The organism is Flavobacterium sp. 9R (assembly GCF_902506345.1).
GTDB lineage: Bacteria > Bacteroidota > Bacteroidia > Flavobacteriales > Flavobacteriaceae > Flavobacterium.
Window position 1 is genome coordinate 2,752,629 of sequence record NZ_LR733413.1, and the last position, 26,408, is coordinate 2,779,036.

The 26,408-nt window shown below is 37.2% G+C and carries 12 protein-coding genes; 9 read left to right on the forward strand and 3 right to left on the reverse strand.

Annotated features, from left to right (window positions below):
* Window positions 1-144: 144 nt before the first annotated feature.
* The 6 genes from FLAVO9AF_RS12275 (at window position 145) to FLAVO9AF_RS12300 (ending at window position 20,900) form a co-directional block, all read left to right on the forward strand.
* Complete coding sequence (locus FLAVO9AF_RS12275; RefSeq protein ID WP_159689141.1) at window positions 145-14,625, forward strand: T9SS type B sorting domain-containing protein; 14,481 nt, start codon at window positions 145-147, stop codon at window positions 14,623-14,625.
* Between the two features lie 99 nt (window positions 14,626-14,724).
* The gene (locus tag FLAVO9AF_RS12280) at window positions 14,725-15,687 is read left to right on the forward strand and encodes a type IX secretion system membrane protein PorP/SprF (RefSeq protein WP_159689144.1); all 963 of its coding nucleotides are present in this window, start codon (window positions 14,725-14,727) and stop codon (window positions 15,685-15,687) included.
* A 325-nt stretch (window positions 15,688-16,012) separates the two neighbouring features.
* Window positions 16,013-17,200 carry a phosphoglycerate kinase gene (gene pgk / locus FLAVO9AF_RS12285; RefSeq protein ID WP_159689147.1) on the forward strand — a complete coding sequence of 396 codons (1,188 nt, stop codon included), beginning with the start codon at window positions 16,013-16,015 and terminating at the stop codon, window positions 17,198-17,200.
* Between the two features lie 200 nt (window positions 17,201-17,400).
* A complete protein-coding gene (locus tag FLAVO9AF_RS12290; protein ID WP_159689150.1) occupies window positions 17,401-19,416 on the forward strand; it encodes a LysM peptidoglycan-binding domain-containing protein in 2,016 nt (671 codons plus the stop codon).
* Window positions 19,417-19,464: 48 nt separating this feature from the next.
* Window positions 19,465-20,445: a DUF4837 family protein gene (locus tag FLAVO9AF_RS12295; RefSeq protein ID WP_159689153.1), complete on the forward strand. Its 981-nt coding sequence runs from the start codon at window positions 19,465-19,467 to the stop codon at window positions 20,443-20,445.
* 8 nt (window positions 20,446-20,453) lie between these two features.
* Window positions 20,454-20,900: a GNAT family N-acetyltransferase gene (locus FLAVO9AF_RS12300; RefSeq protein WP_159689156.1), complete on the forward strand. Its 447-nt coding sequence runs from the start codon at window positions 20,454-20,456 to the stop codon at window positions 20,898-20,900.
* 272 nt (window positions 20,901-21,172) lie between these two features.
* Here the strand turns inward: FLAVO9AF_RS12300 and FLAVO9AF_RS12305 are convergent, their stop codons facing one another.
* Both FLAVO9AF_RS12305 and rnpA read right to left on the reverse strand, forming a co-directional pair.
* Entirely contained in the window at window positions 21,173-22,810 is a 1,638-nt protein-coding gene (locus FLAVO9AF_RS12305) for a S41 family peptidase (protein WP_159689159.1), read from the reverse strand.
* A 73-nt stretch (window positions 22,811-22,883) separates the two neighbouring features.
* Complete coding sequence (rnpA, locus tag FLAVO9AF_RS12310) at window positions 22,884-23,309, reverse strand: ribonuclease P protein component (protein WP_159689162.1); 426 nt, start codon at window positions 23,307-23,309, stop codon at window positions 22,884-22,886.
* Between the two features lie 124 nt (window positions 23,310-23,433).
* Here rnpA and FLAVO9AF_RS12315 point away from each other — a divergent pair, with 124 nt between their 5' ends.
* The 3 genes from FLAVO9AF_RS12315 (at window position 23,434) to FLAVO9AF_RS12325 (ending at window position 25,926) form a co-directional block, all read left to right on the forward strand.
* Window positions 23,434-24,168: a 1-acyl-sn-glycerol-3-phosphate acyltransferase gene (locus FLAVO9AF_RS12315; protein WP_159689165.1), complete on the forward strand. Its 735-nt coding sequence runs from the start codon at window positions 23,434-23,436 to the stop codon at window positions 24,166-24,168.
* A 12-nt stretch (window positions 24,169-24,180) separates the two neighbouring features.
* Complete coding sequence (locus FLAVO9AF_RS12320; protein WP_159689168.1) at window positions 24,181-25,167, forward strand: acyl-ACP desaturase; 987 nt, start codon at window positions 24,181-24,183, stop codon at window positions 25,165-25,167.
* 105 nt (window positions 25,168-25,272) lie between these two features.
* Window positions 25,273-25,926 (forward strand): HD domain-containing protein, encoded by a 654-nt coding sequence (locus FLAVO9AF_RS12325; protein ID WP_159689171.1) that lies wholly within the window; start codon window positions 25,273-25,275, stop codon window positions 25,924-25,926.
* Window positions 25,927-25,987: 61 nt separating this feature from the next.
* Here FLAVO9AF_RS12325 and FLAVO9AF_RS12330 read toward each other — a convergent pair whose 3' ends face one another.
* Window positions 25,988-26,389, reverse strand: a complete 402-nt coding sequence (locus tag FLAVO9AF_RS12330) for a hypothetical protein (RefSeq protein WP_159689173.1) — start codon at window positions 26,387-26,389, stop codon at window positions 25,988-25,990.
* Window positions 26,390-26,408 lie beyond the last annotated feature (19 nt).

Consider the following 26,408-nt stretch of genomic DNA (forward strand, 5'->3'; position numbering starts at 1 on the left):
AAGTTGTTATCAAGAATGGAATCTTGAAGGGATAACGATTATACAATATATATTGGAACAAAATTATAAATAGGACTTTCTTTCACTCCATTTTTTTCTCCCCAAAAAGAATGGAGTAAAGAGGTAAAATACAATGCCAAAACCATGAAAAAACCTACTATTTTGAAAATGCCACATTTGAATCTCCTAACACTCTTTTCTAAAAAGACGTGTATTTTCTTCAAGACTATTTTTGTTGCCATGCTTTTTGAGCCAACTAATAAAAAAAGATTCCTATCCAATGCTTTTGCTATGGTAGGAATTTTGCTTTTTATGGCACAAGGGTCGTATGGGCAGGTATTAAAGTCTTTTGGTAAAAGATATGATGAAACTCTCAAAGGAGATATATTAGTTATTGGAAATAATATTTTGAATAGAGATTTTGGAACGAATGGGAACAGAGCTAACGACCCCTATAATATTCAAGGATCCTCTTCAATATATAACGAGAATACTAATATGAAGTGGATCAATATTGATCCAGATGGAGGTAATAATTTTAACTCTAGTAGTGCAAAACTAACGATACCTGCAGCTAGTCAAAGCTGTTATAAAATAGTATACGCTGCGCTATATTGGTCAGGTACTTATTCAATATCAGCAACAAATGGTTCTGCTTCGGGTGCTGATCGTTCTAAGATTAATAAAGTAAGATTTAAAGTTGGTACAGGGAGTTATGTTGAATTAACAGGTAATGTAATCTATGACTACGTTGGTACTTCTGGAGGTACTGGAGCTATGAGTCCTGCAACTGCACAGTCAGCAAGAAATCCTTATGCTTGTATGCTTGATGTAACGAGTTATGTACAAGCAGGTGGGCCAGTAAGTTATACTGTTGGGAATGTGGCTTCTTCTGAAGGAGGTCAAAGTACGTCTGCAGGTCATTCAGCGGGTTGGTCTCTTTTTGTGGTATATGAAGATCCTAAACAGCCAAGTAAGTTTATCACATCTTTTGATGGTTTTGCTAGAATTAAGGGTGGAGATCCTGCATTTACATTCCCTATTAATGGATTTAAGACTATACCTTCTGGCCCTGTTAAGGCCAAGATAGCATTTACAGCATTAGAAGGAGACAATAGAGATGCAAGCGATAATATGGCTATAGTTGGAAATACAATTGCAGGTTCTGTTGCAGAAAGTGTATCAACTGTGACAACAAATTTAAAACCACGTGCGCCTTTGACTCCTAATATTTTTAATAGTTCAATTAATAACTTAGATGTTAACTTTACAGATAGAGTTCCAAATAGTTTAAATACTTTTGGTTTTGATACTGGGGTAGTTGAGCTTAAAAATGGTGGTGGAAGCAATACTACAATTAAAAATGGTGAAACAGGTGCAAATATTACCTTAAGTACTGGAGCAGATTGGTATTATTTGTTTTTTACTGCACTTGCAGTTGAAGTTATTGAACCAAAAATTATTGTGACCAAGCAGGTTTTTGACGACAATAATCAACTAGCCTCAAATACTCCTGTAAAATTAGGAGATATTTTGAAGTATGAACTTCAATTTCAAAATGTTGGGAATGATAATGCCAAAAGTTTTACCATAACGGATCAATTGCCTGCTAATACTATTTTTAATTATCCAACAGATATTGAGCAAGTGCCGACTGGTGTTACTCATACTTACAATGCAACAACCCGTACAATTACATTTACCATTCCGGATAACTTAGTTCAAAAGAATGGAAATCTTAGTGTCCCAATTCGTTTTAAAGTACAAGTAGTACCTACTTGTGCTAATTTAACCGAGCCATGTAATAATATTATTAAAAACACCGCAAAATCAAAATATACCGGAGAAATCAATACCAATGGAGGATTGGGATTTGGTGAAGATAGTTATTCTTCTTTTTCTGCCTGTAATATAAGCGTGCCAGAATCAACTAATTTTTTAGTGGGGGTAGACGACTGTAAAGCTAGAAATGCAGTATTGTGTGGCGACCCTTTGACCATATCAGCAAGTGGGGGGTATGCCTCTTATTCTTGGTCTACCAGTCCTACAGGGGTTCCAGTGATAGGAACTACTCAAGCGATTACTGTTACACAACCCGGAACCTATTACGTTAAAAATACCGCAACTCCACCTTGTGTGGATTTGGAGGAAGTGATTACTGTTCAGGGATATGATGCAAAATTTAATCCATTAATTAAATATGCCGATAATAAAGATGCCGTTACTGACTTGATTCCAGTATGTCCAAATGACGGCTCAGTATTACCTAAGATTTTTTTATGTACGGAAGATGATAAAGTAGACATTGATTTATCTGATTTGGGTGCTACCAATATTACTTGGGAAACCACTACTTGTGTGGCTGATCCTAATCTGTCGGACTTATGTGCTAATGAAGACCCAACTTGTACTTGGACACAAGCAGGTCCTCCTGGTGCTACTTTCGTAGCTAACACTGCAGGGCAATACCGTGTCTCTATGTCTTTTGGAGGTTGTTTTAGTCGTTTTTATTTTAATGTATACGAGAATGGTTTAAAACCTACAGTTTCTAAGAAAGACATTATTTGCGGTAATAATGGAAGTATTACAATTGGTGGAATTAGTGGAACAGGATACGAATATAGCTTATCTGAAAATTCAGGCTATACATCCAATAATACTTTTAGTATTGCAACTGCTGGTACTTATACGGTTTATATTAGACAAGTAGGTGTTGCTACCAACCCTTGCCCTTTTAAAGTAGTGGGTATCTCGATTTATAAAATCGATTTTGATCCTATTGCGCCTACCGTAACACAACCATTATGTCATGATTCAAAAGGAAGTATAAAAGTATATGGTACTGCTTATAACGGAGCACAATATACTTATGAACTATTCAAAGGAGGAGTTTCTATTGAAAAGGTGATTAATAGTACGGCTTCAGAATACGAATTTCTGAATAAAGATGCTGGGTCTTACACCTATACAGTAACCACTTTAGATGGTTGTAGCTACAATGGAGTTGCCGAAATTATTGCCCCAGCTGCCCTAACTGCTGTGGCCTCTATTACGAAACCCTTAACTTGTAGCGATGGAGAAATTACTGTTACACCAAATAATGGCACTGCTCCATTTAATTATTTTATAAACGGGTCTACAACGGCTCAGACAGATCCAAAGATTGTAGTTACTACTGCGGGTACTTACTCTATTAGAGTGGTTGATGGTAATGGTTGCGAGGTAACGATATCTCAAAGAATCGATGCCAACCCAAAACCAGTATTTACCATTGCTAAAACAGATGTGTTATGCTACGGAGCTAAATCAGGAGTAATTACTTTTAACGTGACCAATGCTAATGGATATACTTTGGCATATAGTATTGACAATGGTGTAACGTATGTTGCCAATGGAACTTTTTCTAGCTTAGCCCCAGGTACCTATAAACCAATTTTAAGATACACTTTAAGTGGTGTAGACTGCTTTGAAACACAACCTGATATTACCATTACAGAACCTGCTGCTGCACTAACTGCTTCTGCAGGGGTATCAGAATTGGCGGGTTGTGGTCCTGCACGTGAAGGAAAGGTACGTATCACTAATCCACAAGGAGGTGTTCCTCCTTATGAATATAATTTTAATAATCCAGCTAATGCTTCTGATTGGACCACGGTTAACGATGCATACAAAGCACCAGGAACGTATACTTTGTATGTAAGAGATGCTAACGGTTGTATTTTTAGTGCACCAGTTACTTTAGACCCAGAACCAGCTGAACCTGTAATTAACGCTACACCATTAATTGATTTTAATTGTGATGGAACAGCTACAAGTACCGTTACAGTTGCTAATCCACCTAATGCCTCTTATACTTTTGATTACTATTTGGATGGTGTTAAAAATACCAATGTACCCAATAATGTTTTTGTTAATGTTCCTTCAGGTTCATATTCTATTTCAGTAGAATATAAATTAAATTCCGTTCCTACTTTTAGTAATTTATTATTTGAAGATTTTGGAAAAGGAACATACACCACATCGCCCGGTATTAACCCAGCTTATTGTTTTGCTGATGAAACAACAACTCATTTGAATCCATCGTATGCATGTAATAAAGATGAATGGATTAATGATGGTGAGTATGCTGTTGCCAGCTCTATTCGAACTAATTTTGGTGGAGCTTGGATAAGGAATCCTAAAGATCATACTGTCCCTTCAGATCCATTAGGGCGTTTTCTTTGTGTAAACGTTGGAGGTACAGCCGGTATAGGTGGAGTTTTATATAGCAAGCCAATTAAAAATGTTATCCCTAATCAAGATGTAAGAGTATCTATTTGGGCACTCAATTTAATTGTTGCAAGTAGACCTACTTTAGGAGATCCTGACTTGACGATCCAATTATGGAAAGACTACGGTTTGCCAACAGCTGTGCAGGTAGGAGCAAGTGTAAATACTGGTAGCATTCCAAAAAGTCAAAAATGGGAAAATTACAATTTAACGATAAATCCAGGAAATAATACAGATTTAACCTTTTTAGTACGTTCCAATAGTACGATAATTAATGGTAATGATGTATTGATAGATGATATTAATGTTTTTCAACTTCCAAAAAGTTGTATTTCTTCTAAAAGTTTTCCTCTTACTATTGATACTGGTAAAGCTTTTACCGCACAAATTTCTGGTACCAAAAATGTAACGTGTAATGGTTTAACCAATGGTGAAATAACCATTAGTGCTACTAATTTTGATACGACTACTGGTTACCAATATTCTACCAATAACGGAGCCACATGGAGTACTGCTTTATTTACTTCTCCTGTAACAGTTACTAACTTGGCAGGCGCATTGTATAAAGTAATTGTTCGCCCTGTAGGTTCTGCAGTTGCGGCTTGTGCTAAACCATTTGATGTAAACATTAGTGCACCAGCTGCTGTGACATTAAGTGCTTCAGTTACTACACAACCTACTTGTACCACTGGAGCTACTATTACTGCTATTGGCGGTGGCGGAACACCAGCCTATCAATATGAATTACGTCAGTCAGACGGAATAAATGTAGTTACAGCTTATAGTAATAATGGTGGCGTATTTACCAATGTTCCTTCAGGAAGCTATACTGTTTTTGTTCGTGATGCAAATAATTGCCAAATTCCTGTTGGTGTAAGTGTAAGTGTAACTGCACCACCAGCATTAACTGCGGCAGTTGTTCCTAGTACAGCACTTTGTTTTGATCCGACTACTGGTGCGCAAATCAATGTGTCTATTACAGGAGGCACTGCACCTTACAGTTACCAAACCCGTTTGAACGGTGGAGCTTTTAGTGCTTCTAGCGCGACGTTTACTACACTATCTTTTACCCATACGGCTGCTGTAACAGGTAATTATGTCTTTAGAGTAACCGATAATAATGGTTGTTCTTTTGATACAGTGCAACAAGTGATTAATGCAAAAGTTACCGCAAATGCGCAAGTAACAACTGATTTGGATTGTGATCCAGCCCCAAATGACCAAGCGATTATCTCTGGAACCATATCTGGTGGAACGACACCATTTACTGTGGTACTAACGTCGGGACAAACAACAGGAACACTTGTTGGACCTTTAGGGACTGCAACTACTTTTACCTATACTACAGGGGCTTCAGGTACGTATCAATTTGAAATTACTGATGCTATTGGTTGTAAAACCACCACTTCTGCTACCATCAATGCAAAAGTTGCTGTGACGGGTAATGCAGTAGTAACTAATGAAACTTGTGAGACATTAAACAATGGTAGTGTGACTTTGCAAGCACTTACTGGAGCAGCTCCTTTTACTTATAATTTTAATAATTTAGGATTTTCTGGGACAGCAACCTATGGTTCATTGTCTGGATCTGTGGCTGGAACTTCGTACCCTTATCAAATCAGAGACAGAAAAGGATGTATTTATGATGGTACAGCTGTTGTTTTTGAACCTACTCCAATAACCCTTTCAGCTAGTATAACAACCCCTTATACTTGTACGACTAACGGTACCATTACGGCTTTGGCTTCGAATGGAAATGGTGGATTTACTTATGTTTTGAAAAGAACCGTTTTGGCGGTAGAAACAACCGTTGCTACCAATACCACTGGAATTTTCCCTAATTTGAGCGTAGCAGGAAGCTATACGGTAACCGTTACCGATGCTAAAGGATGTTCACGTACTTCTTCTCCAGCTATGGTAATTGATGCTTTGACGCCTCCAACGGCAATGACGTTTACTAATACCCCAGTTACCTGTCCTGCAAATAAAACAGACATCACAATTAATAGCGTCACGGGCGGTTCTTTACCATTAGAATATAGAATTAGTGCTCCGGCTGCTGCAGTAACGCTGTTTCAGTCTAGCGCTACTTTTACCAATTTAGACCCTGGAGTTACTTATCGTTTTGAAGTAAGAGATGCTAAAAATTGTCTTTTCTCTACGACCAAAACTGTACCAGTATTACCAACACTTTCTGCAAGTGGAGTAGTGGTGAGCAATGTAGTGTGCGTTGGTGATAACAACGGATCTATTAGATATACTGTTAGCGGATTTGGCAACAATACTCCTTATTCTTATACTATAGATGGTGTTTTACCTGCAAGTACAGGTACTTATCCAGCAACAGGGAGTACATTTGATATTACAATTAGCGGTTTAGCTGCTGGGCCTCATATCTTAGCAATTACCAATACTACGACCAATTGTAGTGCAACGGCTTCTGCAACAGTAGCAGCACCAAGTGCAGCTTTGGCTATTACCCCTCCAACTATTTCACCTATTACTTGTACTAAAGCTACAGCAAGTATCACCATCAATACCGCTGGTGGATGGGGATCTAATAGTTATACCGTTACAGGAACTGCACCAGTAGTGGCTCCAGTAACACAAAGTACTAGAACTTTTAACAATCTGGCAGCTGGTGATTATACCGCTTCTGTTACAGATGCAAATGGTTGTTCCCGTTCAATAAATTTCACAATTGCACCTTACACGACTCCTATAGTTAGTGCAACTGTAAATGGACAATGTACTGCCACAGGAAGTTCTTTCCAAATCGTGGCTACTGCAACGGGTGGTTCAGGTACTTATACCTATTCTATCAATACAGGTGTCGCTCCAACTGGTGCTTTACTAGATACGTTTACCGTTGCGCCTGGAACGTACACCATTACTGTAAGAGATGCTTTTGGTTGTACAGATACTGAAGTTGTTACCGTAAATCAAGTATTAGCAGCAACCGCTGTTAGAACTAAAGATATTACTTGTTCAACACCAGCAGAAGCTACTGTTAGAGTTGATGTTACAGGTGGTAAAGCAGATTTTGGATATAGAGTGAATATTGGTGGAACAGGTTTTTCTGGTCCAGTAATTCCTTTCCCAACTGCAGGCTCATCAACATTGAATTACACTGCTACATCTTTAACGGGAACTTCATATCAATTTGAAATTACCGATGCTAATGGTTGTACAAGAGTTACTAATACTGTAAATACTAATACACCAACTCCAGTTGCTGCTACAACATCGATAACAGATTTGACATGTTATCAATCAGGAAATGGTGTGGTAACTATAAATCCTTCGGCAGGTGTAGCACCATTTGAATTTAGTTTCAATGGTTCTGGTTTTTCTACTGTTTCTACTTATTCTAATCTCGCTGCTTCTACAGGTCTTGGTTATCCTTATGTTGTAAGAGATAGTAAAGGATGTTTATACCCAGGATTTGCAATTGTGAATCAACCTACTGAGATAATTTATACTGTTACCCCGGTTAATATGACTTGTTCTGCGGCAATTGTAGCTGGTTCAATTACAGTTAATACAATTACAAACGGTAATGCGCCTTTCAATTATACTCTGAGAAACCTTACAACAGGTGTAGTTTTAACACATTCAGACCCTACAGGTGCCAGTCATACATTTCCTAACTTAGGATTTGGTAATTATGAAGTAATTGTTTCGGATAATACAGGCTGCTCTAAGACAACGACTGGTATACAAGTACTTTCTCCACCGGAGGATTTGGATATAAATCTACTTACTACAGCCGACTGTACAAATGGAGCTACAATCATTGTGAGTATTAATCCTTTGGTTGTTCCTCCAACACCAAATTATGAGTTTGGTATTTTCGATTTAGCTGCATTTCCGTATAGTAGTATTTTTTTAGCTCCAGATGGTGCTACTTCACCAAATAATATGCGAAGAACTTTCACAAACCTTACTCCAGGTGTGGTGTATACCTTTGTGGTTAGGGACAATATAACAGGTTGTTACTATTTTGAAAAAGCTGCAGGTCCTGTGCCTCCAGTAACTACATTAACTTCTAATCCTATTATTGCGAATAATGTAACTTGTACAGGTACTGCTACTGGTAGCGTAACCTTTACTCTAAATAATTATAATGCAACAGCCGTTAATTGGGAAATATTTAGGAACCAAACCAATGCTACTACCGGAATTACAGGATCAGTAGTAACACCAGCGCCGTCAACTATAACAACTTCGCCAGGCTTAACGCCAGGGCAGTACTATATTACGTTTACTGAAGTTGGCGGTTCAAATCCAGGTTGTACAAGTGCATCTGCTGTTTTTACCATAACAGAGTCTCCAGTACTTTTAGATTTAAATGCTTCTGCAACTAAAAATGACAATTGTAATACTAATGCTGGTCAAATTGTTGGAGTGGCAAATGGAGGTACTGCGCCGTATAGTTTTATACTTAATAATTCAAGTACGGCTCCATTAGTAGGTGATCCTTTATGGAATTCACCTAGTACATTTAATGTAGAATCAGGAAGTTATTACGTTTGGGTTAAAGATAGTAGAGATTGTATTGTTGGTGAACCAGTAAATGTTATACTAGATCCTTCACCTGTTATTGCTATATCAAATGTGGTTAATTGTGCTGCTGAAGGAGCATTCTCACTTGATGTAGACTTAACTTCACCAGGTGTAGGTCCTTATACTATTTCGGTAAATGGTGGATCACCACAAAATGTGGGATCTTTCCCTTATACTGTTTCTGGATTGAGTTCAGGACCTCAAAATATTGTTGTATACGATGCCAATGGTTGTCCTTCTAATAGTCCAGCTTTAACATTACATAAAAAATTATCAGTAATTGCAGAGCGTACCAAAGAGCTGGATTGTACGACTTCGCCAGATGGGTTAATTACAGTGACGGTATCAGATGGATTATTTACTGCATCGGATGCTACGCCTGATTTTAGATATGAAGTATCTATCAATGGCGCGCCATATTTAGCTCCGGTTAATTTTGCTAATGACGATAGAGTTTTAACATACCCTGTCACTACAGCGGGTACTTATCAATTTAGAATTACGGATTTAAATAATTGTACAGTTGAAAGCACGGTTGTAGATATCGCAGCTATAGTTAATCCAACTGCAACTACTGTGGTAACGCAACCAACTTGTGTAGGTTTAGCAGATGGTTCTATCAAAATTACGGCTACTGGAGGGGTTCTACCTTATGAGTATAGTATTGATGGAGGAACGACTTGGCAAGATTCTAATGAATTTACTGGACTTGCTGCGGTAACAGTCAATTATATTGTTAGAGATGCTAAACTTTGCCTTTTCAATGGTTCAGAGAATATTATTAACCCATCTCCAGTTGTAGCTTCTTTGACTTCTTTATCTGCCTTTACTTGTTCTCCAACCAATACACCAAACGTAACGGTGGTGACTCTTGGGGCAAGTGGTGGAGCAGGAACAGCTCTTGCTGATTACACTTTCAGTAGAGATAATGTCAACTGGTCATCAACCAATACTTTTGATGTTATAGATACAGGTGCTACACAAAACCTAACATTTTATGCTAAAGATGCGAATGGCTGTACTGACGATATCGTGATTACAATCAATGCATTCCCTAAATTAGTGTCGGCTGTAGCGAGTTTAGGTACTCAAGCAGATTGCAACACGCCTACAGAAATTATTAATGTAGCGATTACTGGTGGTGCAACACCTACAAATTTCAGTTATCAAGTTGCTATTGATGGAGGAGCATATGGTGCGATAACACCAATTACCCCTGGTGCTACTTCATTCACTTATCCTGCTACACTAATAGGAAGTTTTTATGAATTTAAAATAACGGATAATACAACAGGTTGTAGTATTGTTTCAAATGCGTACACCGTTCCAGTATTCAATACAATGACCGTAACAGCTAGTGCTGCTGCGAATGTAGATTGTACTACAAATGCAACAGGTGCAATTGAAATTAATATTGGCAACTATTCCGGTCCATATACTTATACCATTTTAAAAGGTGGGGTTCCTACAGCTTTTACAGGCTCAGGAAACACAACGACTAATCCATTGGTACTTCCTCACGGTTTAGTTGCAGGAAATGATTATACCGTAGTGGTTACTCAAACGGCGTATCCAAGTTGTCCTGGTACTTCTAATGTTGTTATCATAACTGAGCCAGCGGCTTTAGATTTGACTAATCTTAGTGTTAACGTTAAAAATCAGAATTGTAACACTACAGGAGCAGTACTTACTGTTGATGATACTACTATTGTGGGCGGAACGCCAGGCTTTGAATTTGCTTTTGTGCCTACTGGAACAAGTCCAATAGGGTTCTACTCACCTTCAAAAACCATTACAATTGCAACGTCAGCTGCAGCTATAACCCCAGATCTAATCGATGTGTATGTAAAAGACACTAACGGATGTTTCCGTTTTGTAACAGTGCCAATTTCATTAGATCCATTGCCAACAGTTACAGCAAGTGCTGTTAGTCAATGTCCGTCTCCAACGGGTTACACGATCATTGCAGTGGGTGCAGGTGGTGTAGGTACGTTAGAATACAGTTTGGATGGCAATAGTTTCCAATCTTCGTCTTCATTAACTGTTACTGCGCCTGGTGATTATGATGTTTGGGTAAGAGATGCTAATGGTTGTATTGCAAAAACAACTGCACCAGTAACAATTTTAGAACCTTTACAATTACAAGCAGACGTTACCACATTATCTACTTGCTTAAATGCAGACGGTGTAGTGACCCTAACAGCTAGTGGAGGATCAATACCATCCAACTATGAGTATAGTAGTAATGGTACTACCTATGTGTCTTCAAATGTATTTGGAGGCTTAGCAGCAAGTGTGACTCCTTATACTTTCTATGTACGAGATATCACAACAACTTGTGTTAAATCTGTCGACGTGATTATGTTATTGCCTAATACAGCTATTGATTTTGTTCCAGTTGCTACTCCAGTAACTTGTGACGGAGGAAATGATGGTACCATTACAGCTAATATGGCTCCTTCAACGTTGACGGTAAATAATAATCCAATTTATACTTATGCATTATCAGGCACTACTGTAGGTGGAATAGCGGTGACCATTCCTTTAACAGGAACGCAACCTTCTCCTTTATTCAGTGGCTTGGAAGCAGGTACGTATACTGTTACGGTTACTTCTGGAAGATTGTGTACAGTTTCACAAACTATAGATGTTACCCAGTCTGCACCAATTGTAGTGCCAGCTCCAACAGTAGTTCAATTTGCTTGTACAGCTGGTAACACAGGTAACTTAGCTACGATTACGGTAGATCCAACTTTAGTTACAGGTGGTTCAGGTACGTACTTGAATTATGAGTTTATCAAAAATGGTACTCAAGTTCAATTTGGAAGTAACAATGTCTACACCGAAGCGGATCTTTTAGGAGGTTCTTATATCGTAAATGTATATGACGATAAAGGATGTATCGGAACGTCAACGGCTTCAATTGACATTGCTCCTTATATCCAATTGGATCAAGTGAATGTGGTAGTAGATCAAGCAATTACTTGTACTAATTTAGAGAACATTACCGTTACGGCTACAACTATAGGTGGACCAGCAACCAATTTACAATATACGTTGGTTGATGTTACTTATGATGATACAACTACGCCACCAACGGTGATTAAAGGAAGTGTTTATCCAGCAGTAACTAATGCAACAGGTATCTTTACTAACTTGCCAGTAGGTAACTACGAAATCACAGTGAGAAACTTAGATACGAATTGTGAAATCATCGGAGTACACTACGTGAATAACCCAGACACTTTCGACTTGACAATCGATAATGTTGTAGATGTGACTTGTTTAGGTGATACTAACGGAAGTGCGAGAGTGACTTTAATTGATAGAGTTCCTACTCCAGTAGATAATGCAGGACCGTTTACGTATACGGTTACAGGACCTACACCAAGTGCGGGTACGGCTACTTCAGCAGGACCAATTAACTTGATCAATTTAGCTGCAGGAACATATACCATAACTGCTGTATTGACCAACACGCCATTCTGTACCGTTAGCAAAAACTTTACGATTACAGGTCCAAGTGAAATCTTAGCGATTTCAGAAACCCATACTGAAATTACTTGTCTAACAGGTAATAATGATGGTTCTATTTCGGCTACTGCTACTGGTGGATGGCCAGGTGGTTATGAGTTCCAATTAGAAAATGGTGCTACTGTGGTTACACCATGGTCTACGGTATCCAATTTTAATGCTTTAACAGCAGGATCGTACACCGTGAAAGTGCGAGATTCAAAAGATTGTGAAGTATTTACTACAGTAGTATTGAATAACCCAACGCCTATAGCCTTTACAGCAACACCAAGTACTACTTTGGTAGCTTGTATTAGAGATACCAATGCGAGTATAACAGTAAGTGTTCCAACAGGTGGTCAAGGGTCGAATTACTTATATACTTTGAATACGACTTCGGCTACGCCAATGATTAGCTCAGGACCACAAAGTGGAAATGTGTTCAATAATTTAGGTGCAGGAACCTACACGGTAACGGTAACAGATGGATGGGGTTGTGGAACGACTTCGGCACCGATCGTAATTAATGAGCCAACTGAGGTTGTGGCAAGTTTAGTATTGGCTACAACACCAACTTGTACAACGCAAGCGACTATAACACTTAGCGCTACTGGTGGTACAGGAGCGTATGAGTACAGTAGAGTTCCAACTTCTGGTTGGTTCCCAATGGGAGGAAACACCATTACTTTCAATGCAGCTGTTGGCACGTACCGTTATTTCGTTCGCGATGTGAACGGTTGTATTAGTGTCGTTTCTAATGATATCAAGGTTGAACCAGTTCCAACTTTACAAGTAGCTTTGGATGTTCAAAATGCGAAGATCAATTGTAATGGAGATACCAATGGTGTGATTGTGGCTACCGCAACAGGAGGTTTAGGCAATTATGTGTATACTTTATTGGACGGTACAGGAAATCCAATTGTTCCAGCTCCAACACAGTTAACACCTGGTAATTTTACTCAGTTACCAGCTGGTACGTATCAAGTAAGAGTTGATAGTCAAGATTGTACTGTGACTTCCACTGGTGTGGTTACTATTACAGAACCTTTATTGCCAGTTACGGCTACTACTGTAGTTACTCCAGTAACTTGTAATGGTGCCGCCAATGGTATTATAACAGTAACGGCTTCAGGAGGAACAGGGGTAATTAAGTTTGCCATTTCTCCAAGATTGGATCAGTTCTTTGATACAGGAGTGTTTGATCAATTAGCACCAGGAACGTATCAGATTATTGTACAAGATGTAAATGGTTGTTTCATTCTTTTATCGGAAGAAATTACCGAGCCTCAACCAATTTTTGTAAACACCGTAGCAGGTTCAGAAGTTCAAGAACTATGTGCTGGTGATAACAATGCTGCCTTCGATGTCAACATCACTGGTGGTGTAGCGCCTTATAGTGTAGTTCTTGATGATATCAATGGTACTTATGTAACTGGTGCTTTATCACAAACGGTATTCAACTTCACTGGTTTGTCAGGAGGTGAACATACAGTGTATATCAAAGATGCTAATGGCTGTACCGCGGAATGGATTGTAGCGCTAGACGAATCCGTTAATTTAGATCCAAAAGCTACTGTAGCCTATGGTTGTGATAACAATTCGCCAAGTAGTACAGTTACTGTAACGGTAGATGCGAGTATTACCAATCCAGCTGATGTAGATTATGCTCTTGACGGTTCAACAGTATTCCAAGCGAGCAATATTTTCAGTAATCTTGCACCTGGTTTCCATACCATTACGGCTAGACATTCTAATGGTTGTGAGAAAACTACAATTCAGTTTGAAGTTCTTGGATTTACGCCTTTGGCCTTAACATTGTCAGATGGTGGATTGAACGAGATAGTGGCTACGGCTACGGGTGGTGCTGGTAATTACCAATACTCATTCGATGGTGGAAATACCTTTAGCACAAACAATAAATTGATTTACTATAAATCTGGTGATTACACTGTGATTGTTAGAGATGCTAATGGTTGTGAAGCTACAGCGACACGTTATTTCGAATTCATTGATATCGAAATTCCGAATGTGTTTACACCAAACGGTGACGGTAATAATGATACTTGGACGCCAACGAATACTATCAATTACAAAGACTTAACGATAGGCATTTTTGACCGTTACGGTAGAAAAGTAGCCACGTTAAGAGAAGGCCAAGGTTGGGACGGTAAATACAACAGCCTTGAGTTGCCAACTGGTGATTATTGGTATGTATTGAAATTGAAAAATGTTCAAGACGATCGTGAATTTGTAGGTCACTTTACTTTAATGAGATAACGGAAATAACGATAGAAGGAAGTAATCCAAAATAACAGGTAGTAACGATGCTGTGCCCCAACAGCGTCGTTACAATACCAACTAAGAATCTACTATATTATGAAAAAGAGTATAATTGCATTGTTGCTTTTGGTAGGTGTGGCCGGACACACTCAAGAATTGAATTTGCCTGTTTGGACACAATATTTGGCCGATAACCCTTTTGTGATTTCGCCAACTTATGCAGGGATTGGAGATAATTTTAGAATTCGATTGAATGGATTGACACAATGGGTCGGAATTAAAGATGCACCAAACAACCAATCTGTTTATGCTGATTTTAGAATTGCCGATCAATCAGGTGTTGGAATTTCCATGTATAATGATAAAAACGGAAACACGCGTCAAACAGGAGCTAAAGCTTCTTTTGCGCATCATATTATTTTGGATTATTACTCCAAACAATATTTGTCTTTTGGTTTGTCATTCAACATCAACAATTTCAAAATTGATATAGATGATTTATCGCCTACCAATCCTGATCCTTCTATCAATAATAACCGTTTCACCTCCAACAATAACTTTGACGTCAGTTTGTTGTATCGTTTGAATAAATTTTACGTGAGTTTTAATGCAAGTAATATTTTGCCAAAGGATTTGGATAAATTTATTGCACTTGAACCGGATTTGTTACGTAATTATCAAGTGTATACTGGTTATGTTTTTAGCGATGGAGGATATAATCGTGGTGAGATTGAGCCTTCTATGTACTTTCAATATTTTGAGTCGGATAGAAGATCTAGCACCGACATCAACGTTAAATATAGAAAATATAACAACTATGATGACTACTACTGGGTTGGAGCTTCCTATCGTTTTTTGAATGATCAAGTTGGAAAACCTTTGAATGTAGGGCCAATGGTAGGTTTTAAAAAATCAGGATTTTATTTTGGGTATGCTTACCAAATTACGATGAATGAGTTAGCTGCCTACAATTCAGGAACGCATATGGTTACCTTAGGATTTGATTTCTTCCAAGGATTGAGTAACTGTCCTTGTACCCAAAATCCAGTTCACGAATAGTTTTACAAATAATATACTACTAGAGCCCTTTTCATTTTTTTGGAAAGGGCTTTTTTTGTTTGTTAATCGAATAACCCACAACCCAAAACTGACAACTGACGACCGACAACTCACAACTGACAACCGAGAACCGACAACCGAGAACTGACACTTTCCAAACCATTATTCCTTAATTTTTTTAACCGTTTAGTTGTGTTATTTATAAATTTACATCGATTTCGTTATTAATTAGCTATTTTTTAATAGTAGGCACTACAAATCAAAATCCCAAAATAGTGTATCTTTGTGAGACGATATACATTTTTAAATTAAATACATATATATAATGAAAACTTTAAACGATTTCAATTTCAAAGATAAAAAAGCAATTATCCGTGTTGATTTTAATGTGCCTTTAGATGAAAATTTTAATGTAACGGATGCCAATAGAATTGAAGCTGCAAAGCCTACCATTGATAAAATTTTAGCTGACGGTGGAAGCGTTATTTTAATGTCACACTTAGGAAGACCAAAAGGAGCTGAAGATAAATATTCGTTACGTCATATAGTAGCTAAAACTTCTGAAGTTTTGGGCGTGCCTGTTCAATTTGCTACAGATTGCATTGGAGAACCTGCTACTACTGCAGCTGCGGCTTTACAACCTGGTCAAGTGTTGCTGTTAGAGAATTTACGTTTTTATAAAGAAGAAGAAGCTGGCGATGTTGATTTCGCTAAAAAATTAGCAGACCTTGGAGATATCTATGTAAATGATGCTTTTGGAACAGCACACCGTGCTCATGCTTCTACTACTATTATTGCTCAATTTTTTCCAACTAGTAAATGTTTTGGAACGCTGTTGGCCAAAGAAATTGAAAGCTTGAATAAAGTATTAAAGAACAGTGAAAAACCTGTAACTGCTGTTTTGGGAGGATCTAAAGTTTCCTCTAAAATTACAGTTATCGAAAATATCTTAGATAAAGTTGACCACATGATTATTGGTGGAGGTATGACTTTTACTTTTGTGAAAGCCTTAGGAGGATCTGTTGGTGATTCTATTTGTGAAGATGACAAGCAAGATTTGGCTCTTGAAATTTTGCGTTTGGCTAAAGAAAAAGGGGTACAAATTCATATTCCTGTAGATGTAGTTGCGGCTGATGATTTCTCTAATAAAGCCAATACACAAGTAGTAGATGTTAAACACATTCCAGATGGATGGCAAGGTTTAGACGCGGGACCAAAATCATTAGCTATCTTTAAAGAAGTAATCTTGGCTTCTAAAACTATTCTTTGGAATGGACCATTAGGAGTTTTTGAAATGCCAACATTTGCCAAAGGAACTATTGCTTTAGGTGATTATATTGCAGAGGCTACTGCTAATGGTGCTTTTTCATTAGTTGGTGGAGGTGATTCTGTGGCTGCTGTAAAACAATTTGGTTTTGAACACAAAGTAAGTTATGTTTCTACTGGAGGTGGAGCAATGCTAGAAATGTTGGAAGGAAGAACCTTACCAGGAATTGCAGCGATTTTAGAATAATCAAAAAGTTTGCGATTTTTAAAATTGCATTACTATTTGAATAATCCTACTTTAACATATTTTTTTAAAGTAAAATGGGCTTAAAAACCATAAATATTGTATATTTAACAATATTTATGGTTTTTTTTAGTTTTAACCAAGTAATTTTGCAAAGTCAATTGGTTAATCAGCTGAAATAAAGCACATTGAAATCAAATTATATGAGTCTTAAAAATGCCACACTAAGCTTATTGTTCCTCATCTCGTTTGCTGCTTTCTCGCAGCAAGTCGCTGAAGTTAAATCGATTCAACCTTCTCCTATACCTCTTTCCTATTTAGATTCAATCAAACAAACTTTTGTACGTCATACTACGACAGAACAAGTCGATAGTTTATGGATGAAAGAACTAACGAATTTGGATATTTATAATGACTTAACCAAAGATATCCAAACCCTAAACACCGATCAAAACGTTGATTTTGAATTGCCCACAGAGTTGTTAAAACAGCGCCTAGCGGCTATGGATGCCAAGTCTCCGTTTCATATTGAATACAATCAAGGATTAGAAAATTTGATTAAATCCTTTTTGAAAAATAGAAAAAAAGCTTTCGCTCGTTTAATGGCTACTTCAGAATATTACTTCCCTATTTTCGAAGAAGCTTTGGCGAAAAAGAACATTCCTTTAGAAATAAAATATTTAGCAATAGTAGAATCTGCCTTGAACCCAAAAGCGGTTTCTAGAGTTGGTGCAACAGGACTTTGGCAGTTCATGTATCATACCGGAAAACAATATAATTTACGAATCGATTCGTATGTTGATGAGCGATCTGATCCGTTGAAATCTTCTGAAGCAGCGGCACAATATATGGCCAATATGTACCCTTTATTCAACGACTGGGATTTGGTATTAGCATCGTATAATTCAGGTCCAGGAAATGTGACTAAGGCGATAAGACGATCGGGCGGACAGCAAACATTTTGGGATATTAAAAAACATTTACCACAAGAAACTCAAGGTTATGTTCCCGCTTTTTTAGCTACGATGTACTTGTATGAATATCATAAAGAGCACGGCATTAAACCAGAACGTGCCACTTTCAAACACTTCCAAACGGATACGATTCGTATTCAAAAAGAAATCTCTTTCAAACAAATTGCGGATTTAATCGACATTCCTGTAGTCGAATTGCAATTGTTGAATCCTTCGTATAAAATGAATGTTATTCCTGTTTATGGCGATCAACCCAATTATTTACGATTGCCACAAAACAAAATTGCCGTTTTTACTTCCAATGAAGACAAAATCTATGCTTACGCCGCTTATGACAATTACCAACGAAGACAACCTTTGCAATGGTCGAAATCTGCTTTAGCGTCTAGAGGAAAAGCTTCAGATTCTTCGGATGTGGCTACTATCAATGAATGGTATAAAATAAAAAAAGGGGATAATTTAAATACAGTGGCTGCCGATTATAAAGTTGCCGTAGCAGATCTTAAACGTTGGAATGGAATCAAAGGGAATTCGGTTGCATTAGGTAAAATATTAAAAATTAAAACGTCCCGTCCTGGAGTTGAAACCAACCCAATGGCTGTTGCTAGTACTGCTGTTGCTGGAGTTAAATCCGCAGAAAAAGCTAAAGAAACGCAGTTAGATTCGTTGTTAGTTGCACCAAATACTGCACAATATGTCGTCCAGAAAGGTGACAATTTGAATATAATCGCTCGTAAATACAATGTTTCAGTAGAAGATTTGCGTTCTTGGAATCCTACTACAGCCAGCAATTTGAAACCTGGAATGAGTTTTCAGGTTGGAGTTAGCCAAGCTGTTGCCGTTCAAGAAGTGCCAAAACCCGAAGTTAAAGACATTACGTATACGGTTCAAGAAGGGGATAATTTAGGAACTATTGCCAAGAAATTTGGAACAACATCGGCTAATCTGATAGCTTGGAATGCTATTTCAAAACAAAAAGTACCTGTTGGAACAGCGTTGATTGTTGCCAAAAATGAAATTGCAATCATTACCAATAACGCTACAGCTGATTCATTTAAGAAGAAGGAATTGTTTCCAACGGCAAAAGCCAAAAATCCTACGAATGATTATTATGTGAAAAAAGGAGATTCCCTTTTCAGCATTTCCAAAAAATATCCTGGAGTTACTATTTCTGATTTAGAGAAATGGAATGGCATTACCAGTCAAGATTTAAAACCCGGAATGAAGTTGAAAATAAACGGATAATACAATAAATTGGGCTACATTTGGGTTTTATTTTATAAGATAAAAATTATGAATAAAGCCCATTTTTTATACCTTTTAGTTTCGTTATTCTTGTTTTCTTGTGGGAAAAAACAAGAACCATTATTACGTGAATCGGTTGGTAAAATCAATACGATTGCCGTGATTATGAATGACGCTTTATGGAATGGGGAAGTGGGTGATTCGCTTAGAAACAAACTTGCTGCACCCGTTTTTGGACTACCTCAGGAAGAACCTTTATTTACCATCAACCAATATCCTGATAAATTAGTAGAAGGTTTCATCACGGATAGCCGTACCCTTGTGGTGGTTAAAAAAGGAGCAACTACTGGTTTTGAAATCAAGAAAGACCAATACGCTACGCCACAAACCGTTTTTCATCTTACGGGAACTACGAATGATACGCTTTTGTATTTATTAGAAAAGCACAGTCCCGAAATGATTCAGATGATTAAAGAAGGCGAAATTCAAGCCAATCAAAAAATCAATAAGGAGTCGTTATTGAATCCCAAAATTATAGAGAACAAATTTCATATTCGTCTGGATGTACCTTCAGATTTTGAATATGCGGTTCAAAAACCTCGATTCATTTGGTTAAAAAAAGAAATTGTGAGCGGGAGTATGAGTCTGTTGCTCTATCAAGTTCCTCTGAATACTATAAAAACCAAAAATCCCATTGCCTCAATTATTCGAATGCGTGATTCCATTGGGAAGCTATACATCAAAGGGCGCGAAGCTCAAACTCCAATGATTACAGGTGAAGGTTATGCACCGTATTTGTTCAAAATAAAATTAGATAATCGTCCCACTTTTGAATCTAAAGGAACTTGGGAATTAAAAAATGATTTTATGTCTGGACCTTTCATCAATTATGTGATTTTTGACAAAGAGTACAACCGAATTATGGTCCTAGAAGGTTTTTGTTACTCACCCGCTGACGAAAAAAGAGATGTTATGTTTGAGTTAGAATCGATTATTAAATCGGTTCAAATAATTAAAAGAAAAAAATAAAAGTTGTTATGAGTTTACAATGGGAAATTAAATCCTTCGAGGCGTTGACTGTTCATGAGCTGTATGATATTTTAAGATTGAGAAGTGAAATTTTTGTAGTTGAACAAAATTGCGTCTATTTGGATTTGGACGGAAAAGATAAAAAAGCCCTACACCTTTTTGGAACGTATGAAGATAAAGTTGTAGCGCATGCTAGATTACTACCTCCAGGGATTAGTTTTCCCGAAGCCTCAATAGGTCGAGTAGTTGTCGATGCTAGGTATCGAGATAAAAAATGGGGTCATGAATTGATGCAAAACGCTATCGCAGGAATTGCAACTCATTTTAACGAAACAGTGATTACGATTGGCGCTCAATTGTACTTGAAAAAGTTCTACGAAAGCCATGGTTTTGTGGCTATTAGTGAGATGTATTTAGAAGATGATATTCCGCATATCGAGATGAAAAGAGGGTAATCAAGTAAATTATGATTTTTAGATTTCTATTTTTTGTCACATCGAGCGCAGTCGAGATGCAGTAATGGTTCTCGACTGCGCTCGAACTGACATTAGAGTTGTTTTAAACTAGTTTTTTGTTTTCTAAAACATTAAGAGAAGAATTTAAAGGACATTAAAACTAACTTATACGACCTTAAATTTCTTATATGGTTCAAAAATTTCAGACATTGACTTGAATACTTATACGTCTAATATGTTTAAGAATTGATGCTAATTTTTACTGCGTTCTCTTACAACTTCAAAATACTATTGTACTCCGCAGAAGTAGTCAACACACTTACAGCCTTTTTGATCTCGGGATTGCTTTTGATGTAGTATTGGTACAATCCTTCTTGGTATTGGTAGCGTTTGATAATTTCGTCTAGCAATAAATTTTTAATTTCTTTTTGATTTTTGTCCAAAGCGTTCCATTCACTTTTCTGGATAGCATTCAGTAATTGTTGGTATTCCGCAGTAATGGTTTCGTCTATTTTTTCTTTTTTGGCAGCAGCCAAAGTCTTTTTCAAATTTACTTCGGTTTCAGTATCCAAATTGAATTTTTTGTTTTTCAAAAATTGTTTGAAATCAGTGTAATCCGCATCTGTGATAGTTGGGATAGTATTACCTAAACTAGGATTTTTGTAATAATACGTAGTGGCATAATCAAAGATAGCCTCGTTTCTCACTACTGCATTGGCCACTGCGCTTACTTGTGTTTCTGATAATTCAATATCAGGCTGAATGCCTCCTCCGTCGTATACGGTTCTTCCTTTTCTGGTTTTAAAGGCATTATAATTTTTTTCTTCTGTACGTGTAGCTACTCCATTTTTATCTTTTCGGGTGTAGTCTAAAGCTTGTATGCAACGACCAGAAGGCGTGTAGTAACGAGAAATAGTTACTTTTACTTGTGTTCCAAAAGACATATCGATAGGACGCTGAACCAATCCTTTTCCAAAACTGCGACTGCCTAAAACCACCGCACGATCCAAATCTTGCAAAGCACCTGCCACAATTTCGGACGCCGACGCACTTTTTCCGTTTACAATGATGACCAAGGGGATGTTCAAATCTACTGGTTCTCGAGTCGTTTTATAGGTGTTGTTGTATTTTTCTACTTTCGATTTGGTAGTTACTATGGTTTCGTTTTTAGGTACAAAGAGATTGCAAATATTCACCGCTTCATTCAACAGTCCACCAGGATTGTCTCTTAAGTCCAAAACGATGCGTTCGGCGCCTTCTTTTTTGAGTTGTTCCAAGGCATCTTTTACTTCTGAGGAGGCTTTTTTGGTGAAATGAGTCAAAACAATGTAACCGGTTTTCGCATCAATTTTTCCGAAAAAAGGAACCGATTTGATTTCCACTTCATCCAAAACCAATTGGGTGCTAAGTGTTTTTCCTTGACGAATATATTTAATGTCAATCTTAGTGTTTTTAGAACCTTTGAGCAATTGTGACGCATCGTCTTTGAAGTCTTTCAAAACTACATCTCCAATTTGGATAATAGCATCTCCTGCTTTGAGACCCGCTTTGTCGGCAGGAAAATTTTTATAGGGTTCTTTGATAATCAATTGGTCTTCCTTACGACTGATTAACGCACCAATTCCAGTATATTCACCCGTGTTGTTGATTTTGAACTTCACCACATCTGCTTCATTAAAGTAATTGGTGTAGGGATCCAAACTCGCTAACATCCCTTTGATGGCCTTATCCATCAAATCACCTGGATTGGTCTCATCTACATAATTAGAGTTGACTTCTTTAAAAAGCGTGGTAAAAATTTCTATTTGCTTCGCAATTTCAAAAAAATCATTTTTGAAACTTACCCCAACAAACAAAAAGGCTGAAGCCAAAACAGGAATGATGTATTTTTTTTGAAAAAATGCGTTCATAAGGAAAGTGTTGGTTTATAAATAGACCTCTAAATTAGTAATAAAACAGGAATAATTAAGGGAATACGTTTTTTTAGGACAATTCTGTGCTTTTCGAATCGGTAATTTTAGCTTCGTTTGCTTTTTTTTGAGCTTGTTGTGCTACAAATTTTTCAAACAATTGAATCGTTTTTGTATTGATTTCATCGAAAGATAAACGCTCTTTGGTTTGGTAAAAAAACATAAAAGCATAGGGTTCATCCAAATGCGGAATCAGTAAATGTTTGTTTAATCGATAAGTTTCTCTGAGTACGCGTTTGAAGTAATTGCGATCTACGGCTTTCTTGAAGTATTTTTTAGAAACCGAAACACCCATTTTTATTTGCTGTGTGGTTTCTTTTTTCTCTTGGCAATATACCAATCGCAAAGGATATTTCGATACCGATTTCCCTTCGGTGAATAATAATCCGATGGTAATTTTGCTTTTTAGCTTTTCTTCTTTTGGGTAACTGAAATCCATTTAATAAAAAAAAGGAAGGAAATTAGGAAGCAAAGGTACAATTAAACCCTAAATGGATTATTGTTTAGGATTTAAATCGCATTAAAAAATTTAATTCGTACTTTTGACCCTTTATTTCAATAGCATGCAAAAAATAATTTCGTACCCCTTTTCCGTAATTTACTATTTGTGTTTTGGGCTTTGTTTGGTAATTTTTCATCCTATTCAATGGATTTGTTTTAATGTATTTGGTTACCAAGCCCACAAAAAAAGTGTCGATTATTTGAACTTCTTTTTGGTAAAATGTACTAATATATTGGGCACTACTTACCGATTTGAGAATTTGAATAGCATACCTAAAAATGTTCCTCTGATTGTTGTAGCCAATCATCAAAGCATGTATGACATTATAGCAATTATATGGTACATGCGTCGTTATCATTGCAAGTTTGTTAGTAAAAAAGAGTTAGGAAGCGGAATTCCGAGTGTGTCTTATAATTTACGACACGGTGGTTCAGTATTGATTGATAGAAAGGATCCGAAACAAGCCATTCCAACGATCAAGGGCTTGTCAGAATATATAGAAAAAAATACCCGTTCAGCCGTTATTTTCCCTGAAGGAACACGAAGTAAAACTGGAAAACCAAAAGAGTTTGCACAAAGCGGATTAAAAATATTATGCAAGTATGCGCCTTCTGCTTATGTGGTGCCAATATCCATAAATAATTCTTGGAAGATGGTGCGTTTTGGTGCTTTTCCGATGGGCTTAGGAAATCGTTTAACGTTTACGATTCATGAACCTATGGCGGTTAAAGACTATGCCTTTGAGGAGCTGATTCAAAAAACAGAAGCCGCAGTAGTAAGTAAAATTCAATTTTAATAAATAAATACCATGTCAATAAAAAACATCCGATTAGAAGTGATGCAGTTTTTAGAAAAAAACGTCGACAGTTTTGTAGATCAATTTCTAATTCCGGTAGAAAAAATATGGCAACCTTCTGATTTCTTGCCTAATTCTGAGAGCGATACTTTCTTAGATGAAGTAAGAGAATTAAGAGAAATTGCTAAAGATTTACCTTATGATTTCTGGGTAGCTCTTGTAGGAGATACCATTACAGAAGAAGCTTTGCCAACTTATGAATCTTGGTTGATGGAAGTAGAAGGAGTAGATAATCAAGAGCGCAATGGTTGGTCTAAATGGATTCGCCAATGGACGGGTGAAGAGAACCGTCATGGAGATTTATTGAACAAATATTTGTACTTATCAGGGCGTGTAAACATGCGCGAAGTTGAGGTTACGACACAACACTTAATCAACGATGGTTTTGATATCGGTACGGGTACTGATCCGTATAAGAACTTTGTATATACTAGTTTTCAAGAATTAGCTACTTATGTTTCTCACAACCGTGTGTCGCAATTAGCAAAGGAATATGGTGATAAAAAATTGTCTAAACTTTGTAAAATGATTGCAGGCGACGAAATGCGTCATCATTTGGCTTACAGCGAGTTTGTTGACCAAATTTTCAAAGTAGATCCTAGCGAAATGATGTTGGCTTTTCAATACATGATGAAGCAAAAAATTGTGATGCCGGCTCATTTCTTGAGAGAATCTGGGCAAAAAATAAGTTCTGCTTTCGAACAATTTTCTGATTCTGCTCAGCGTATAGGTGTCTATACTGCGAATGATTATGTGGATATCATGCAAAAATTAATCGATAAATGGGAAATCGATAAGATTGGTGGATTAACTAGCGAAGCAGAAAAAGCTAGAGATTATTTAATGAAATTACCATCAAGAATGGCTAAAATTTCTGAACGTTTGGTAATTCCAACTGAGTCTTATATCTTTAAATGGGTAGAACCTGCAAGATTGTAATCCTTAATTTTGAACTATTTTAGATTGAAAGTAAGATCATAAAGAGAACTGATTTTTGAGGATATACCCTCTAAAATCAGTTTTTTTATAAAAAAAATACCCCAAATGAATACCGCTAAACTAATTCACGATACGATTCTTTTTGTAAAACAAACACTTGCCGATGCAGAGGGAGGACACGATTGGTTTCATATAGAAAGGGTGTATAAAAATGCTTTGCTCATAGCCAAATCGGAGTCTTGTGATACACTTGTCGTTCAGTTAGGCGCTTTATTGCATGATATTGCAGATAGTAAATTTCATGGAGGAGACGAGACCATAGGTCCAAGAACGGCGAGGAATTTTTTGGAATCGCAACACGTAGCCGAAGAAGTAATTCTGCATGTAGTGCAAATCATTGAAAATATTTCATTTAAAGGCGGCAAAACCAAGCGCAAGTTCTCTTCAATCGAATTGGATATTGTGCAAGATGCCGATCGTTTGGATGCGATTGGCGCTATTGGAATTGCCAGAGCGTTTAATTATGGAGGATTCAAAAACAGAGCATTGTACAATCCTGAGATTGCTCCCAATTTGCATATGACGAAGGAAGAATATAAGTCAAGTCAAGCGCCAACTATCAATCATTTTTACGAGAAATTATTGTTGCTCGCTGATAAAATGAATACGAAAACCGGTGCAGTATTAGCAGCGAAAAGGCATAAATATATGGAAAACTTCTTGTCTCAGTTTTATGCCGAGTGGGAAGGGGAAGTCTAGTGTTCAGTTGGCAGTTTTTAGTATGCAGTAGCTATAGATCTTCTGAAAAAAGTGAAAAATATTACTTATTTTCACCAGCTTTTAATTCAAGCATAACATCTGATGCATTTTTAAACGTAGGAGCAGTTTCTGTTAAACTTCCTATTCTCTTTTTGTTCAATTTGAATGTCAAATCCATTTCTGAAGTAAAAAGTAAGGCCGTCAAAAATGGATTATTCATATACGGACTCAATACCAAAAAGGCTTCTTCCAACGAATGGAAGCTTTCTATTTCTTCGGTTTTATAGCGCGCAATTATTGAAAATTCTAAAGTGTTTTGGGCGGTTATAATGGGACGAGCATAAATGTTTCTTAACTCGGTATCCCCAATGGTTTTGGCCAAAGTCAATTTAGCAAAAGTGCGATCTTCGATACTCTCGATTACTTTTTGCCAGAATTCAGCAAATACAGGTTGGAAGGACATAGGTTGTAGTGTTTTATAG

Bases quoted from the DNA above. Each gene is read 5' to 3' on its own strand.
- FLAVO9AF_RS12330 (WP_159689173.1), bottom strand. From the start codon at position 26,389: ATGTCCTTCCAACCTGTATTTGCTGAATTCTGGCAAAAAGTAATCGAG.
- rnpA (WP_159689162.1), bottom strand. From the start codon at position 23,309: ATGGATTTCAGTTACCCAAAAGAAGAAAAGCTAAAAAGCAAAATTACC.
- pgk (WP_159689147.1), top strand. From the start codon at position 16,013: ATGAAAACTTTAAACGATTTCAATTTCAAAGATAAAAAAGCAATTATC.
- FLAVO9AF_RS12280 (WP_159689144.1), top strand. From the start codon at position 14,725: ATGAAAAAGAGTATAATTGCATTGTTGCTTTTGGTAGGTGTGGCCGGA.
- FLAVO9AF_RS12295 (WP_159689153.1), top strand. From the start codon at position 19,465: ATGAATAAAGCCCATTTTTTATACCTTTTAGTTTCGTTATTCTTGTTT.
- FLAVO9AF_RS12325 (WP_159689171.1), top strand. From the start codon at position 25,273: ATGAATACCGCTAAACTAATTCACGATACGATTCTTTTTGTAAAACAA.
- FLAVO9AF_RS12305 (WP_159689159.1), bottom strand. From the start codon at position 22,810: ATGAACGCATTTTTTCAAAAAAAATACATCATTCCTGTTTTGGCTTCA.
- FLAVO9AF_RS12320 (WP_159689168.1), top strand. From the start codon at position 24,181: ATGTCAATAAAAAACATCCGATTAGAAGTGATGCAGTTTTTAGAAAAA.
- FLAVO9AF_RS12275 (WP_159689141.1), top strand. From the start codon at position 145: ATGAAAAAACCTACTATTTTGAAAATGCCACATTTGAATCTCCTAACA.
- FLAVO9AF_RS12315 (WP_159689165.1), top strand. From the start codon at position 23,434: ATGCAAAAAATAATTTCGTACCCCTTTTCCGTAATTTACTATTTGTGT.
- FLAVO9AF_RS12290 (WP_159689150.1), top strand. From the start codon at position 17,401: ATGAGTCTTAAAAATGCCACACTAAGCTTATTGTTCCTCATCTCGTTT.
- FLAVO9AF_RS12300 (WP_159689156.1), top strand. From the start codon at position 20,454: ATGAGTTTACAATGGGAAATTAAATCCTTCGAGGCGTTGACTGTTCAT.